This is a genomic window from Vibrio sp. 1-Bac 57, from assembly GCF_037546855.1.
GTDB lineage: Bacteria > Pseudomonadota > Gammaproteobacteria > Enterobacterales > Psychromonadaceae > Psychromonas.
The window spans coordinates 24,384-41,454 of the sequence record NZ_JALAAC010000012.1 but is presented as its reverse complement, the minus strand read 5'-3'; the positions used below and the strand labels follow the sequence as shown (position 1 = coordinate 41,454).

Annotated in this window: 9 protein-coding genes; 5 read left to right on the top strand and 4 right to left on the bottom strand. The window is 35.1% G+C overall.

Going from position 1 to position 17,071, the window contains the following annotated elements:
• On the top strand, positions 1 to 3,144 hold the full coding sequence (locus MT391_RS09840; protein ID WP_299660699.1) for an EAL domain-containing protein: 3,144 nt from the start codon (positions 1 to 3) through the stop codon (positions 3,142 to 3,144).
• 154 nt (positions 3,145 to 3,298) lie between these two features.
• Entirely contained in the window at positions 3,299 to 3,661 is a 363-nt protein-coding gene (locus tag MT391_RS09835) for a DOPA 4,5-dioxygenase family protein (protein WP_499497788.1), read from the top strand.
• 141 nt (positions 3,662 to 3,802) lie between these two features.
• On the opposite strand, the gene MT391_RS09830 is transcribed toward MT391_RS09835, so the two are convergent.
• The 4 genes from MT391_RS09830 to MT391_RS09815 form a co-directional block, all read right to left on the bottom strand.
• The gene (locus MT391_RS09830) at positions 3,803 to 4,108 is read right to left on the bottom strand and encodes a chaperone modulator CbpM (RefSeq protein ID WP_499497786.1); all 306 of its coding nucleotides are present in this window, start codon (positions 4,106 to 4,108) and stop codon (positions 3,803 to 3,805) included.
• Positions 4,105 to 5,058 (bottom strand): DnaJ C-terminal domain-containing protein, encoded by a 954-nt coding sequence (locus MT391_RS09825; RefSeq protein WP_499497784.1) that lies wholly within the window; start codon positions 5,056 to 5,058, stop codon positions 4,105 to 4,107. Before MT391_RS09825 ends, MT391_RS09830 begins: the two co-directional genes overlap by 4 nt.
• Before the next feature lie 367 nt (positions 5,059 to 5,425).
• Positions 5,426 to 6,115 carry a hypothetical protein gene (locus tag MT391_RS09820; RefSeq protein ID WP_499497782.1) on the bottom strand — a complete coding sequence of 230 codons (690 nt, stop codon included), beginning with the start codon at positions 6,113 to 6,115 and terminating at the stop codon, positions 5,426 to 5,428.
• A 1,917-nt stretch (positions 6,116 to 8,032) separates the two neighbouring features.
• Entirely contained in the window at positions 8,033 to 8,545 is a 513-nt protein-coding gene (locus MT391_RS09815) for a peptidoglycan-binding domain-containing protein (RefSeq protein WP_499497780.1), read from the bottom strand.
• Between the two features lie 747 nt (positions 8,546 to 9,292).
• Here MT391_RS09815 and MT391_RS09810 point away from each other — a divergent pair.
• From MT391_RS09810 to recC, 3 genes are all read left to right on the top strand, one after another.
• Positions 9,293 to 11,464 (top strand): AAA family ATPase, encoded by a 2,172-nt coding sequence (locus MT391_RS09810; RefSeq protein ID WP_499497778.1) that lies wholly within the window; start codon positions 9,293 to 9,295, stop codon positions 11,462 to 11,464.
• Between the two features lie 15 nt (positions 11,465 to 11,479).
• Entirely contained in the window at positions 11,480 to 13,525 is a 2,046-nt protein-coding gene (locus MT391_RS09805) for a UvrD-helicase domain-containing protein (protein ID WP_499497776.1), read from the top strand.
• Between the two features lie 92 nt (positions 13,526 to 13,617).
• A complete protein-coding gene (gene recC, locus MT391_RS09800) occupies positions 13,618 to 17,070 on the top strand; it encodes an exodeoxyribonuclease V subunit gamma (protein WP_499497775.1) in 3,453 nt (1,150 codons plus the stop codon).
• Position 17,071 lies beyond the last annotated feature (1 nt).

Below are 17,071 nucleotides of genomic sequence, written 5' to 3'. Positions count from 1 at the left end.
ATGAAAGTACCTGTAATATCTCCTATTGTTCGTCTTGCTATTGGGCTTAGCATGCTCACGGTCAGTTTGTTACTCGTTGCCGATTTTTTGGGCTTTATTCCAAATTCAAAATTGGCTGAATTCAATGCACGTAAAGTAATTGCTGAATCATTAGCGGTACAAGTATCCGCAGATGTAATGAAAGGTGATATCCGCTCTGTTACATTATTAATGCATTCGCTTCAGCAGCAGAATACAAGCATTAACTCACTGGGTTTACGAACTTCCGATAAACAACTTATCTCGAGTGCGGGGGATCACCTTAACTCTTGGCACTTAACTGATAAAAGTGCTTCAACTGTTGCTAATATATTGGTACCTATTCACGGGAAAGAAGGGCGTTGGGGAGCGTTAGAGGTTAGTTTTAAACCGCTGAATGGTAACCCTACTATATTTGAGCGAGCCGGCTCTATTATCACCATTATTATATTTATATTAACTGTTGGATTTTTCGTATTTTGGTTATTCCTAAAACGAGCACTCAATGAACTAGACCCAAGTAACGTAATTCCTGACCGTGTTAGTGCTGCCTTGAATATACTCGCTGAAGGTTTAGTCATACTTGATAACAATGGACGAATTGTTTTTGTTAATACCGCTTTTGAACAAAAACTAGGTCAGCCTTCAGCTAGCTTAATTGGTAAAAATCTATCAGATTTTGATTGGAGCCCAACAGACAATGAGAAAAGCGATGAGCCTTATCGTTTGCCTTGGCAGTTATTATTAGATGGTTTTGAAACAGAGCATTCAAACTTAAAGTTATGCACCCAATTAAAAGAAAACTTGAGTTTTGCCGTTAATATTGCACCGATTCAAACAGCCGATGCTGATATTCGTGGTGTGGTTGTGACCTTTGATGATATCACCGAATTAGAAAATAAAAATGTTGTGTTAGAGCGAGCACTAAGCCAAATAAAACATAGCCAACAAGAAATAACACGTCAAAATAAAAAACTACAAGTATTAGCAACACGCGATCCTTTAACCGGATTACTAAACCGCCGTTCACTCTTTGAAGGTTTTGCAACCTTATTGAGTGAGATGGAGGATGACGAGACACTTAGTTGCATCATGCTAGATATTGATCACTTTAAACTAGTCAATGATCGTTTCGGTCATGCCACCGGTGATATGGTCATTAAATCACTTGCTCAAATCTTAAGTGAAACTGCGCGCAGTGACGATTTAGTAGGTCGTTACGGTGGTGAAGAGTTTTGTATTGTGCTGCCAGGAGTTGATGAAAAACTAGCTGCTGATATTGCCGAACGTATTCGCTCAGTGGTTAACAATGATAAAAGTGGTGAAGCGAATGGCATCATTCCTTTTACCGCTAGTTTTGGTGTTTCAAGTATTTCAGGAGGAGGATTCACACCGGAATTCATTATCGATATTGCCGATAAAGCACTTTATTCTGCTAAAAAGTCGGGGCGTAATCAGGTGGTTCGTTGGTCTATGATTGAGTCTGGTGACAAAGCAATGGCACCACCTATCAAGCGAAACAGTGTAATAACGCAAGAGAAAACTAGCGTAAATAGCGAAAAAGTAATCGCGAGCAATAATGAGTCTAAATTAGTGATACTCCCTGTGCCTGAGTTTAATCGAACAGATCAAACGACAGTCCAAAATTTACATCATCGTATAATAGAACTAGAAGCTTTAATTTACGCAAAAAAAACGAATCAGTTTGATTTAAATGACATTAATGATTTCCCGAATCAAATAGTTTTGATTGACCGTATTAAACAAAGTATTGAACGTAGCTTGCGTTTAAATACGTTATTTGCAATCTTAATTATTGATATTGATGCTTCACAAATCATTAAAAATACGCTCGGAGAAGCGGCGAATAATAAAGTCATCAATATAGTCGCCAAGCGTTTAAAAAAGACACTACGATCTGCAGATTCTGTAATGATTGATAACGTTGAAAAAATGGGAAGTAATCTTTCTCGCACCAATAGTGGTGAATTTGTGGTGCTACTAACAGACATGAAAAAACAGGAAGAAGCAACATGGATAATCCAACGTTTATTTAGTTGTATGCAGAAACCTGTTGAAGTGGAGGATACTGAACTCTTTTTAGATCCTCGCATCGGTGCCAGTGTATATCCAAGTGATGGTGAAAACACGGAGCTGTTACTCACACATGCGGGGATTGCATTACGAGAAGCTAAAGCAACCTTAGGTAAGGAAGTTTGTCTGTATTACAGCAAAGAGACAAATCAACATGCCAAGTCTCAATTATATATGGAAGGGGAGTTACATCGAGCCATTGAACGCAATGAACTGTCTATAGAATATCAACCTGTTATTACACTAGAAACTGGGCGAATTGATAGCTTTGAAGTCTTACTGCGTTGGTACCATCCAAAACTGGGCTTAGTCTCTCCTGAAGAGTTTATATCAATTGCAGAGCATGTAGGGCTAATTGATGATATTGGTAACTGGGTTCTTCAAAAAGCATGCACACAGTTAAAAGTCTGGCATGATATTGGTCATCAGCACCTAACCTTAGCGGTTAACTTTTCAGTGGTACAGTTTCGAACACCAGACTTCGCGAATAAAGTTTTGTCGACGATCAAGCAAGCCAACCTTACACCGGATTCATTAGTTATAGAAATCACCGAATCAGCATTGATCCATAATATTAAAATGGTTGAGTTGAATCTTAATGAATTGAATAAAGCAGGTATGCGTATTTCATTGGATGACTTTGGTACTGGTTATTCATCACTTAGTTACTTAAAACTATTCCCCATTGATACGGTGAAAATTGATAAATCATTCCTAAAAGAATTTCCCGACCATGCACAAGGTGCCGCAATAGTGAGCGCTATTATAGCTATGGTTCATAGTCTCGGTTTACATGTGATTGCAGAAGGTGTTGAATCTGATATTCAATTACATGTATTACAAAACTTAAAGTGTGATGCAATTCAGGGATATTTATTTAGTAAACCACTTACTCGTGAACAAGCAACTTCGCTGTTAGCAAACCCCGCCAATATTCGTCAAAGAGTGTGGGACAGTCGAACCATTGAAATGCCCCAAGAAAATGAATTATTAGCAGGTGTGCTTAATCACATGCCTAAAGAACGAATATGATTAAACATCTATTTAATAGACAGTAATAACCACTGACTTTATGATGGGTATCGGGTATAAATTGATTGCCATTAATTGATTGCCATTAATTGATCACATAGTGCGAACAATAGAAAACGCTAACAATCAAAGTAAAATAGGGGGAATTAACGAAATGAACCAACCTCAACGACCTATTAATCTTCATGATAATTATCATGCACATGTTTATTTTGACCAGACAACAGTAGAGTTTGCAGCAAAATTATGTGAAAAAGCAGGGGATTTATTCAATTTAAAAATAGGTAGAGTACATCAAAAATTGGTCGGGCCTCATCCATGCTGGAGTTGCCAAATCCTTTTTGCATCGAATGATTTTGAACAACTTATTCCTTGGCTTGAAGAGTCGCGTCAAGGGTTGAGTATATTTGTTCACCCTTTAACAGGAAACGACCTAGACGATCATACTAAATATGCATGTTGGCTAGGGGATGAGTGTCAGTTAAAGGTAGACATGTTTCGTCGAAAGGCTCTTTAAGTAACATCACTTTTACCTAGTTTCTTACCTGCTTTTTTATGACGGCAATAAGCGCTGTTATTGGTTATAGAAAGAACGAGAAAGCAATCACTTCTCGTTCTTTATTGGTGTATTTATACTGGTGTATTTATATTGGCATTATTAATGCTGAGTAAACCGCCTCAATTGTTGTTGAAAAAACTCTTTTTCTCTTTGTAACGAATCCCTTTGTTGAATTAAATCGATAAGTAAGGCCACCGCTAGCCAATCAATTTCTAAATCTTGGTGGAGTCGCACCGCTTTTTTTATCCAATGAACACTCGAAGTGTCAAACTCCCAGTCCTCACTGTTGGCATTAGCAATGGGTTTGACAATGCCATTTTCAACGATTTCAATAATATGATGACTCTCAATTCTCTCTAATTGACATAACTCATTGAGTGAAATCACCGTTAATCTGCGCATCATAGATATTCTCCCCATGAAACCCGTGGGTCAAAAGCTGAATTTTTTGCAAGCTCTTGCCATAATTGGGTTGCTTTATCATTGCTGACAGGCGGTATGATCACATTAATAACCACAAACAGATCACCCAACTTATCTTTTCTTTTTAAGCCTTTACCTTTAACGCGCAATTTTGTACCGGATTGAGTATTGGCAGCGATTGTTAGCGTCACCTTGCCATCCAACGTCGGTACAGTGACCTTGGTTCCTAGCGCTGCCTCCCAAGGTGCAAGCGGTAAGGTTAATACTAAATCATGTTTTTGAACATCAAAAAGGGGATGGTTATTTACACGAATATGCAGATAAAGATCACCCGGTTCACCACCGCCATAACCCGGCTTTCCTTGGCCTTTAAGACGAATACGCTCACCATTAATAACACCTTGCGGTATTTTTATATTTAATTGTTTTTTAATTTGATGTGTTTTTCCACCTTCGGAAACAGGCAATTTAAAGTGAACCGTTTTAATTTGCTGATGCAGCGTCTCTTGCAATGACATAGCCAGTTCCGTTTCAACATCTTGGCCTCTAGAATGATGTTGCTGAGCCTGTCCATGAAAATGTGATTGATCAAATCCACCACTAAAAATGGAATTAAAAAAATCAGAAAAGTGTGCATCAGCGTTAGGATCGCCTTGGTACGCATGTTGATCTTGTTGCCATCCCGGCGGAGGCTGAAATCCTTGGCTTGATTGATCCCCATATTCTAGGATCTCATCGAATTTTGCTCTTCTACCGTCATCCTTTAATACCTCATAAGCTTCAGCGATCTCTTTAAATTTTTCGCCAACACCTTCAGCAGGATTTAAGTCAGGATGATACTTGCGGGCAAGTTTTCGGTAGGCTGTTTTAATATCTTTAACATCAGCATTTTTGCTGACACCGAGTATTTTATAATAATCTTTGAATTCCATAAAATAACCTAAAAATAAAATCACAAACACTGTGAAACATATAGTTAAGTCTACGCTTTAATTGTATTTTGACCATAAATTTATTAATTATTTAAATGCATAAAGACAAATTAATGTCATGGAAAAGTTAAAGGAAATATGATTAAATTGATGGATTTTGCACGGGATTTCTAGAATGAGTTTTCATTAAATGAAACTCGAAAGTGGAATGTAGTAGCCGTGTTGAATCATGCTGTATGAGTAGGAGTGGTTCAGGGAGCAAAAAATAATACCCCCCGTTTTTAATCATTAGTTAATTTTAAATATCATTTATCTATGAAAGTTTGTGGGGGGACAGAACTTTGTTATATGGAAAACTTCGACGCTATTAAACTCTTTTTTGCTTGCGAGCTAATCTAAAACCTAAAAGCCCTATTACTAATATAGCCGAGGTAGCTGGCGCAGGTACCATTAGCCACGCTGAGTTTGACTTGTTAGGGTAAAAACTTTCAACTCCACATGGACCCGGAATGCAATCCCAGTCATAATCAAGGTTATCGTGCCAGAACCATAGATTTACATACCCGTATAGCGTCATTCTTCCTACTTTAGCTCTCCCGTACTCATCAGTAGTCCCTTCATCGAACCAAAATGTGAGTCCATCACCTTCACTTGGGTGTCCAAGCGTATAATCACCACAACCAAATTGCGGCTGATTTGGTCCTGCACAATATGGCCCTAATTCACCGGATAAAGTCACACTAAGCGACGAGTGTTGATCGCCTCGATCAGGTACTGTAACACCTGTTGCCAAAGTGAAAAAATCTGCTGCTTCAGATCTATTTGCAATATAGAAACCTTCGTACAAACCTCCAGTCTGTGTTAATGCCTTTGTTTCCGCGTAACTTGAATGCAAAGTTTCACCCCATCCTGCATAAGTTTTTCCATTCGAGGCTGTCATTAAATTAGTACCGTTTTCCTCAATACTTAATTCGCCCATGATAATCGTTGCATTAGTTGTAAATGAAGTTAGCGATAATGCCGCTATTACAGCTAATTTAGTAAATGAAAATTTCATCCTAGTATTCCTTGTTACGTAACTATTTTTTATAGGAAATAATTTCTACGGTAACTTTACTTTGCAAATAAGATATAGTCGATTCAGCATTCAGCTCATGCGAGCTTCTAGATCAAACTACATCTAATCATAAGTATTTAACCTAAAATCATAATGTTATATATACAGTCATGTATGCTTTCTGATGATTATTTCGTTTTATCTTAATAAATAATGGTTGAATTATAAAAAAGTGAAAAACTTAATAAAATAAGTAAAAATCATCAAACCGCGCTTATGATAATCTAAAAAATATTATAAACTTCTTTTTATTTGATTATTATGTGATTAATAAGGTGCTTTTATTTCGTTTATAAAGATAAGTAACAAAGCACTCATGTCATCTGTATTTCGAGTACACTTATTACTTGAATTCGAGAATATTAAGTTAATTCTTTTGAAACGTTACTCGTCCCTAAAAATTCATTATTGGATAGAATGATTAGGTTCATTTTTTAAGTGAAGGTGGCTTAATCCGTATGACAGAAAGTGGGGTAAAACAGTTAGAATGGTTTGGAGCAGGTCTTTGCTTTTGCATGAAGGTGAAAAAAGAGCACCACATTATTTTGAAGTGATTTTTCATTAAGTTTTAATTTAAATAATTGATTATAAATATTATTTATCTGTTGGGGTTTATGGGTATCGAGCACTTTCTGTTTGTTGCTGCTAGTAGCGGCTTTCTGTTTTAGCTCGTATGGGCTCGTCCAGCCTGTTTGATTTTTATTGACTATTTTTTCGCCTTGTCGGCGACCATCTTTTTCTTACCAGAAGCGTATTTTTGCCCATAACATGGCTAGAACGTGCCTAAACCAAACATCCTGTTTGGATTTGCTAAAAGAAATGAATGATTTGGGAAAGCTCAACGGTGGGGAAGTTGCAGCCAAATTGAGTAAGGTTCTATTGTAACTATTTGATATTGATTATTTTCGCTGTATTCCAAGTTGCAGGAATAGGTTTTTTCTCTTGAAAGATAATTCAAAATGAAAGACTTGACCCCCATTTTTTTGATGCTGTTTGTGATGCGTGGAATGACTTTGTCAGTGATAGTCAAAGAGTCATAAAAATGTGTACTAGAGATTGGATGAGTCTGACCAACTAATTATGCGGAATGGTATAACCGCTTTTTGTTTAGCTCGTCTGCACTCGTCCAGTCTGCTTGATGTTTATTGACAGTGCTTTCGCCCTATCGGCGACCAAACTTTCTTTTATCAGAAAAGAAAGTTGGCAAAGAAACTGACCACCGAATCACTTTCTGATCCAAATAATCAATTGCTTTTATAACGCACCGGCTCTTGCTGGCCATCCATGGCCAGAGCGAGCCTAAGCCAAACATCCTGTTTGGATTTGCTAAAAGCAATGAATGATTTGGGAAAGTTCAACGGTGGGGGGAGTTGTAGCCACATTGAGTAAGGTTTTATTGTAACTATCTAATATTGCTTGTTTCAATTTTTTCGCTGTATTTCAAGTTGCAGGAGCAGGTTTTTCCTCTTGTAAGATGATTCAAAATGAAAGACTTGACCCCATTAGTTCTTGGAGTTGTAGCCACATTGAGTAAGGTTTTATTGTAACTATCTGATATTGCTTGTTTCAATTGTTTTCGCTGCATTTTAAGTTGCAGGAGCAGGTTTTTTCTCTTGAAAGATAATTCAAAATGAAAGACTTGACCCCCATTTTTTTTTTCATCTTTAACCTAGCAAGAGTAAAAGTTTATTAACAAAACTTATTAACGAAATTGATTAACAAAACAGCAAAGTAACGAGAAGTTAAAAGCTTCTCGTTTACATTTTTTACATCATCAATATTCGATAAAGCGACTCAATTATTGTTGAAAAAATGCATTTTTTTGCAATCAAGTCTAATACTTTGATTATTGATGAGTTATTTCTTTTTCAGCTTAATTAACAATATTGATGTGCTTTTTCCATCAACATGGATATTGTTTCTCTTTTGGAAAAGTTTAATCGCTTGACGTGTTTTTTTGCCCATAAGACCATCTGCTGGGCCTGCATTAAAACCAAGACGGTTTAATTGTTGTTGCGTTTGCAAAACTAAACTAGAACCTCTTGGTGCTGATTTAATCACGACTACTTTTTGCTGAGTTTTTACAGTTTTTTGTGGTTTTTTTACGACTACTTTTTGCTGAGTTTTTACAGTTTTTTGTGGTGTTTTTAAGATTACTTTTTGTGGTGTTTTTACAACTACTTTTTGCTGCCCTTGTATTTTGGCTTTTGATGCTTTTTGTTGTTGAGTCGCACCATTAGTTACTTGGCATCCTTTACTATTTTTTGAATTTTGTGTGTAACATTTAGATGTGTTTTGTCCATTGTTTTGAGAAAATACTTGATGACTAAGCATTAATCCACCTAAAATGATTAAAGTCGAATATTTCATTTATTGCTTTCCTTCCTAGAGAGTTAATTATGCCTTCTTGAGGCAGTTAGGGTTGATATAAGTTCATCTTCTTCTATTTTACCTATAAATGGTTATTGATAAAAGTCGTCGATATATCTATCAACATGAAACAATCTAAGATCATTGCTTTTTAACGGAGAGAATAGACGTAATCAAAGTTGGTAAGATTTTTGTTAACTTAAAATAGTTAACTTAAAAAAGGCAATACCTGACCGGATGATCTTCGCAGTACTTTTACTAGTAACCTAGCACTTTCCACCAAAGGCCACCCACAACACCCCAGATAGATAAATTAATGATACTCATTATAAAGCCCATGACCCACCAACAACTCAAAGAAACTGACCACCGAATCACTTTCTTATCCAAATAATCCATTGCTTTTCTAACGCACCGGCTCGCTCTGGCCATCGATGGCTAGAACGAGCCTAAGGCAAACATCCTGTTTGGATTTGCTAAAAGCAATGAATGATTTGGGAAAGCTCAACGGTGGGGGAGTTGTAGCCACATTGAGTAAGGTTTTATTGTAACTGTTTGATATTGATTGTTTTCGTTGTATTTCAAGTTGCAGGAGTAGGTTTTTTCTCTTGAAAAATAATTCAAAATGAAAGACTTGACCCCCATTTTTTATTCTTTTATTGAAAATCTGAGCTTAATCATTTTGTTTTTTATATTTAATGTTATTGTTTTTGTTATATTTTTTTAAGTTAATTTGAAGGGACGTTTATGTACTTAGAGTCATTAGAAATAACAAACTTTAGAAAGTTTGGCACTAAAAATAATAAAATTGAGTTTGTTCAATCTGATTATAATAAAACGATACAGGATCCATCAGACAAAAAAAGTTTTGTTGCTTGTGCCACAACTCTTGTTATAGGTAAAAATAATGCAGGAAAAACGACTGTAACAAAAGCTTTACATCAAATTATCAACAGTGATGAGATCAAAGGTACATCTTTTAATCTGAACTATATGAATTCTCTATTTTCAGAATATATAGGAATATATGAGCATAACACAGATATAGATGAGCATATTAAGTTAGATAAAATTGATTTACCTACAATGAGTTTTAAGTTAAAAGTTGGTCTTGCGGGAGACCCTAAATCTATATCAGTCCAAAACTTAAGAAGCATTATCCCAGTTGAGAAGTTTGAAGTGCAGAAAGCTGTGATTATTGAGGTAAAATTTTGTATCGTTGAATCTGAACAGTATAAAAAGTTTATACATAAATTGTTTGTGAAGGCATTAAAGAGAAAGAAACAGGTTAAATTTTCTGAGTTTCTTAAAGTCATAGATTTGAGTAAATTTAAAAGAACAATATTTGATATCAAAGGCAAGGAGGTTAGTAGTTCTATTTTTAATATTAATAACTTACTCGATTTGAAAGTAATAAAAGCTAATTTAGATGATGGGGATACAACACTTTCTTCAGTTTTTAATAAAATTGTTCAATACAAGTTAAGAAATGAAGAAAATGATAATCGCATTAAGCTTGAGGATAAAATATCTGAAATAAACGATTTTATGGATACTCATGTTGGAAGTTCTCATGAGGAATCGGTTAATAATGTAGTTCGCAATATTATTGACGATAAAAATATGCTAGTTCATTTAAGGTCTGATTTGGATTTTGATTCATTGTTTCAGAAATTGATTAGTTATGAGTTTCAAGAGAATAATAATTACATACCAGAAAGTCAGTTTGGCCTAGGATACTCTAACTTAATGAAAATACTCGGTCAAATAATAGATTATATTGAACAGTACGAAGAAAGAATAACACATGACAAAGTTAATTTAATCTGTATTGAAGAGCCGGAAAATTTTATGCATCCTCAAATGCAGGAATTGTTTATTAAAAATATTGATGATGCTCTGAGTGCTTTATTAACTGGTGAAGATAAAAAAAATATTAATAGTCAGTTAATTATCACTACCCATTCTCCACATATTGTAAATAGTAAAATACACAGTAGTAATACTTTTAATAACATTAATTATATTACTACAGATGAAGATAATTTTAGTAATGTTGTGACATTAAATGATCGTAAAATTAAATCCTCTTCTACTGACTCAGATCTTAATGCATTAAAGTTTTTGAAAAAGCATATTAAATATAAAGTTTCTGAACTTTTCTTTTCTGATGCAATTATTTTAGTAGAAGGTATAACTGAAGAGCATTTAATTCAGCATCATATTAATGAATCTGATCAATTATTTAAATTTGGAATATCGGTATTTAATATAGCAGGCGCTTATGCACATATTTATAAACCACTTATAGACATACTAAAAATACCTTGTTTAATTATTACAGATCTAGATATCAAAAGAGCTAATGCAGATAAAGGAAAAGCAAAACCTGCTACTTTCAAGCAAATATCTAACCTTAATGCTGATGAAACAACAAATGTAGTCTTACATAATTATATTTGTGATTCTGTAACCCCATGTAGTAATAAATCAATCGATGACGATGTAAAGAAAAGTAAATTACTTCCAGATAAGTTGGAATATTTTTGTGAAAATAATTTCAAAGTTGTTTTTCAAAAAGATCCTATAGAAGGTTATATAGCTTCAAGTTTCGAAGAGGCTTATATACTTACAAATTATGATAATGATATTCTTAATTGTGTACTTAAAGAACTAAAGCCTAGAATATACAAAAGCATAATTGGAACTGGGGATCAAGAAGATAAAAAAAATTCGATAGCAAAATCTTTTGAATGGCAATGTAAGCTAGCCTCAAGTAAAAGTGAGTTTGCCAATACACTTCTATACAAAATAATCACTTCAGATAGTGAATCACCATACCTCCCGAAATATATAAAAGATGGTTTAACATGGTTAACTGATAAGTTAAATAATTCTATTTCTAAAACTACTATCTGAGCGAGAATAAGTATTATGAAAAAACTAACAGAAGATCCAAAAAAACTAGTAAATGAAAAATCAGTTCAACTTAAAATTAACAAGTCCATTGATGAAAATTCAAGCTTTTTTTTTGATGCTGGAGCTGGATCTGGAAAAACATATGCTTTGATAGAAAGTCTGAAATATATACTTAAAAAGTACGGACAGGAAATTTCAAATAGAAATCAAAATATACTTTGTATAACTTATACTAATGCGGCTGCTGAAAATATTAAGTTAAATTTTGGTAATAGTAATATCGTTAAAGTTTCGACTATTCACGAAAGGATTTGGGAGCTAATTCATTTACATCAAGATGCTTTACTTAGAGAACATGTCATTAAAATAAAGGATAAATTAGTTTCTTTGAATGCTAGTTTTATGGGGAGTTGTCACGAACAATGGCTTGAAAGCGGAGCTTTAAAAGATTTTTATAATTATTTTATGCAGAAAGAGGTTAAGAATCTTTATTATAACTCTCAAGATCTTAAAGGTGACTTTGAGGAAAAACTTAGGGCTATAGGGTATAAGTTTCAGAGAAATAAAGGAAAGTTTATAAATTCAATCAATTTTTTGTATGGCATAGATAAATTAAACCGGTGTCTTTCTGACATTAAATCGGGTAAGAATAATACAGTTAAATATGATGCTAATTTTAATAGTGATAGGCTTCATTACATGATTATTAGTCATGACACCTTACTTGAGTATGGTTTAGCATTATCTTTAAAATACCCAATGTTTAACCAAATTATTATTGATTCTTACCCATATATATTAATAGATGAATATCAAGATACTAATCCTAATGTTGTTGAACTTCTTTCCAAGCTAACTACAGATAATAAATCGAATAGAAAACCATTAATTGGTTACTTTGGTGACGTCATGCAAAGTATTTATTCTGATGGAATCTCAAATAGGCTTAATCAGTACCATGGAAATTTAAAGTACATTTACAAAGAATACAATAGAAGATCTCGTGATGAAATTATTAATATATTCAACACATTTCGAGCCGATAACTTATTACAAGAAAGTATTTATGAAAATAATATTGGTGGTACATTTTCATTTCATCAGTTGATAGATGATAAACCTTTTGATTCATCCAAATTAGTTTATGAATTCGTTAATAAAGAGTTATCTTTTCAAGGTGAAAATGTAGATTGTTTAGTTTTAAAGAATGAAATGTTAGCGGAACTTAGTGGCTTTAGAACACTTTATACTAGCTTTAAAGATTTCTTTTTTTTTAAAGAACAAGCTCAAAAGCTTATTAGTAAAGATTTAAATAAATTAGATAATACAATTCGATTCATTTGGGGAGTAATGGAGTTTCGGAATATGATTTTAAATAAAAGTAGACCTCTTGAAGATCTATTACCCAAAAAGGAAATGCCGATTTTAATGTCTGAAGCTCAATGTTACGTTTCAGAATTGCAAAAACTAATAGATAAAGATGCTAAGACTTTTTCTGATTTTATAACTGGAATATTTCAGTTATATGATGAAGGTACATTACTTTATAAAACTAAAATAAAAGAACTTTTTCCTTTTGATGGATTCAAGTATTCAGTAGCTAGCTTTTGCTCACTTTTAAATGATCAGCTACCGTCTAGTGGTTCGATAACAGAAGAGGAACGGCTTCCAAAGATTGATCATATATTAAACATAAACTTAAGTGATTATATTAAATGGTACGAATTTATTAATGATACTAGTACTGATAGAATCAAATTTCATACTTATCACAGTACAAAAGGACTTGAGTACGAAAATGTAGTCATAATTATGGAGAATTCATTTGCAAATCAGAAAGAATATTTTAGTGATTTTTTTAGAAATCCTAAAAGTGAAGAGTTTATAGAGCGTCGTAACTTGCTTTACGTAGCCTGCTCAAGAGCAATTTCAAATCTTCGAGTATTATATTTAGATCCTATAGAATCTTTTAGAAGTGGCGTCGAGTCTTTCTTTGGTAAACCTAAAAGTTTTAAAGTAGATAGTCTTTGTACACATGAAGCTCCCCAACCCAATGATTAAATTTACTTTTTTGATTACTCTAATGATAGTTATGCTATTTTAGGCTTATTAAGAAAAACCAATAAAAACAATTCTCTTAAAAGGTGACGCGTGTGTTTAAAGTTTACCATTCCAATCAAATAAGCTTGCTGAAAGAGCTGGTGTTGGCGCTGATGAAGCAATCGCCATTAAGTCATCCTTTTGAAAATGAAACTGTTCTCGTGCAAAGTCCGGGTATGGCCCAATGGCTACAATTAGAGATTGCACAATCAACGGGGATCGCGGCGAATATTGATTTCCCACTGCCAGCGAGTTTTATTTGGCAGCAATTTAAACATGTTTTACAAGATGTGCCCGATAACAGTCCGTTTAATAAACAATCCATGACCTGGCAGATAATGAAGTTGTTGCCTGATTGTTTAGAAGATGAAGATTTCAATGCCTTAAATGATTATTTAAAAGATGATACCCATCTGCGTAAACGCTTTCAGTTGAGCGGTAAAATTGCGGACATTTTTGACCAATATTTAGTGTATCGACCGGAGTGGATTGATAACTGGGAAACACTTGAAGATAACCAAGTGAGCTTAGAACACTTACAACCCGATTGGTTGGATGCGCATCTTTGGCAAGCTAAGTTATGGCGTTTATTGGTTAGTAGCATTAAACAAGGGTTTCAAGCACAGGGTAAAGCGTATCACCGTGCGGGTCTGTACCAAGATTTTTTAAGTACACTCGAGACTAAAACAACGGCTGAATTAAGCCATTTACCAAAACGTATTTTTGTCTTTGGTATCTCCTCTCTACCGGAATCTTACCTGCAGGCCTTGTTAGGTTTGGCAGAACATTGTGATGTGCATTTTTTATTAACCAATCCTTGTCGTTATTACTGGGGTGACATTGTTGACCCTAAACTGCTTGCAAAACGTTTTGCGCAATCGCGTCCAAAAGTCAGTGTTGAAGCAGGCGCTGTTGCGGAACTAACGGCGACGAGTTGGCAAAAAGATGCGGCGCATTTAGCCTGGGCGAGTAGTGGTGATGTGGAAAGTGAAGTAGGTAATCCTTTACTGGCGTCAATGGGTAAGATGGGACGTGACTTTTTATACCAATTATATAGCCTTGAACAACAAGAGATTGATGCCTTTGTAGATATTGACCGCGATAGTCTTTTACACAATATTCAGGCGGACATTTTAGATTTAGCCGATAGTTCGGCACAAACCTTGGTTGACCCTACGCTGCGTATTGAAATTAATGATGACGATAACTCGTTGAGCTTACATGCTTGTCACAGCGTGATGCGTGAAGTGGAAGTATTACACGATAATTTATTGACTATGTTTGAGCATGATAAAAAGCTCACACCTAAAGATATTATTGTAATGGTGCCAAATATTGATGCCTATGCGCCTTATGTTGAAGCCGTGTTCAGTCGCTTTGGTAGCAGTATCAGCATTCCTTTTTCTATCTCAGATGTCAGTGCGCAGCAAGAGAATCCTATTCTGGCGAGTTTTTTACAGTTGTTGAACTTACAACAAAGCCGTTATACCCGCGAAGATATTTTAGCCTTGCTAGAAGTGCCGGCTATTTTAAATCGATTTGCGATTAAGCAAGATGAGTTTGATTTATTACAACACTGGATCACTGAAAGTGGTATTCGTTGGGGACTTAATGATAATTCGGCCATCCAATGGGAGCTGCCTGCATTAACACAAAATAATTGGCTGTTTGGTTTAAAACGTATGTTGCTCGGTTATGCCATGAGCGACAATCTATTTGAAGGCATTGCGCCTTACGATGAAGTGCAGGGTTTACAGGGAGATTTGTTAGGCCGCTTTATTGAGTTTGTTGATACTTTAATTGTGTTAGAAACTAATTTAAACCAAGAAGTTAGTTGCGCGGAATGGCAGTTGTTTATTAATCAGTTGATTGATGATTTTTATCTTGAAGATGAAGATAACAGTGCTTTATTCAGTCAAATCCGTCAGCAAATGCAAGCGCTGACGGAACAAACCGCGCAGGCTAAATTTGATCAACCCTTAGCCTTAATGGTGCTGGTGGAGTATTTACAAGAACACCTTTCTAGCCAATCTAACAGCCAACGTTTTTTAGCTGGGCAAGTTAACTTTTGTACGCTGATGCCAATGCGGTCTATCCCATTTAAAGTGGTATGTTTGTTAGGCATGAATGATGGATTATATCCGCGTTCTTTATTACCCATGGGATTTGATTTAATGGTTGGGCACCGCAAGCGTGGTGACCGTTCACGTCGAGATGAAGATCGTTATCTGTTTTTAGAAGCGTTGTTATCGGCGCAATCTAACTTTTATGTTAGTTACATTGGTAAAGATATCAGTGATAACAGCGAAAAAATGCCCAGTGTGTTAGTCAGTGAATTGCTCAATTATATTCAGCAGAGTTTCAGGCTTGCTAGCCAATCGGTGAGTTTAATTGCAAGCGGCGAGCTAGAAAGTGGGCAACTAGAAAAAGCGTTATTAGCTTCATTAACGCATCACTATCCTATGCAGAGTTTTAGTGAGCAATACTTTCAAGGTAAGCAAAAAACCTATCAACAATCTTGGTGGCAGGCATTAACGAAAGCGCCTGTAGCGGAAGGTGAAATTAACCAGCCCTTGCCTTTATTACAAAGTGACCACGTTGAATTAACGTCATTGATTCGCTTTTTACAAAACCCTTGTCGCGCATTTTTTAATCAAGGCTTGAATGTGTATTTTGAGATTGATGAAATTGACCAAGAAAACGACGAGCCCTTTGCCTTAGATAACCTGCAACAATATATGCTTAAAAAGCAGCAATTTGAGAATGGATTAGATGATCAAGCATTAACTGAGTTATATGTTGGTTTACAAGCACAGGGTAAGTTACCCGTTGGTGAATTTGCTACCTTGATCTTTAATAAAGATTTGCAGGTAATGGTGGATTTAGCGGGAGTATATAGTGGTTATTTCATTGGCGATATTGAGCAAATACAGGTCGATATTCCCTTTGATAATAAACGCTTAATTGGTGCATTAGATGACCACTGTGAAAATGGATTAGTACGCATTAAACCGGGCAATATTAAAGGTAAAGATTTATTAAAACTTTGGGTTGAACATTTGAGTTATTGCATTGTGCACGGACAACACCTCAATGCGACTTTATTTGGTCAAACTAAGGGGCACTATTTTGAAGAGATCCCCGCGGATTATGCGCATAAACGTTTATCGGAACTGTTAGCGTTATATGAGCAGGGTTTACAGCAAGCCTTACCGTTTTTTGTTGAAAGCGCTTACCAATGGTGTGAGGCCGTTTGCCAATTACAAGCTAATGTTTTTGTATTAGATGAACTCAGTTTTGATACTCGTGCAGCTGGCCAACAAGCAGCTTTAAAAGTATTTAATAATAGTCGAGGTTATGCCGAAGCCAATGACCCTTATATTAATCGTCTTTTTGATAACATTGAAGACCATTGGCAAGCTTTTGAATCCATCGCATTACAGGTCTTTATGCCGTTATTATGCAATTTGAATGATTTAATTTATCAACAGTGGGGAGAGGAATAAT

Bases quoted from the DNA above. Each gene is read 5' to 3' on its own strand.
- MT391_RS09840 (WP_299660699.1), top strand. From the start codon at position 1: ATGAAAGTACCTGTAATATCTCCTATTGTTCGTCTTGCTATTGGGCTT.
- MT391_RS09835 (WP_499497788.1), top strand. From the start codon at position 3,299: ATGAACCAACCTCAACGACCTATTAATCTTCATGATAATTATCATGCA.
- MT391_RS09830 (WP_499497786.1), bottom strand. From the start codon at position 4,108: ATGATGCGCAGATTAACGGTGATTTCACTCAATGAGTTATGTCAATTA.
- MT391_RS09825 (WP_499497784.1), bottom strand. From the start codon at position 5,058: ATGGAATTCAAAGATTATTATAAAATACTCGGTGTCAGCAAAAATGCT.
- MT391_RS09820 (WP_499497782.1), bottom strand. From the start codon at position 6,115: ATGAAATTTTCATTTACTAAATTAGCTGTAATAGCGGCATTATCGCTA.
- MT391_RS09815 (WP_499497780.1), bottom strand. From the start codon at position 8,545: ATGAAATATTCGACTTTAATCATTTTAGGTGGATTAATGCTTAGTCAT.
- MT391_RS09810 (WP_499497778.1), top strand. From the start codon at position 9,293: ATGTACTTAGAGTCATTAGAAATAACAAACTTTAGAAAGTTTGGCACT.
- MT391_RS09805 (WP_499497776.1), top strand. From the start codon at position 11,480: ATGAAAAAACTAACAGAAGATCCAAAAAAACTAGTAAATGAAAAATCA.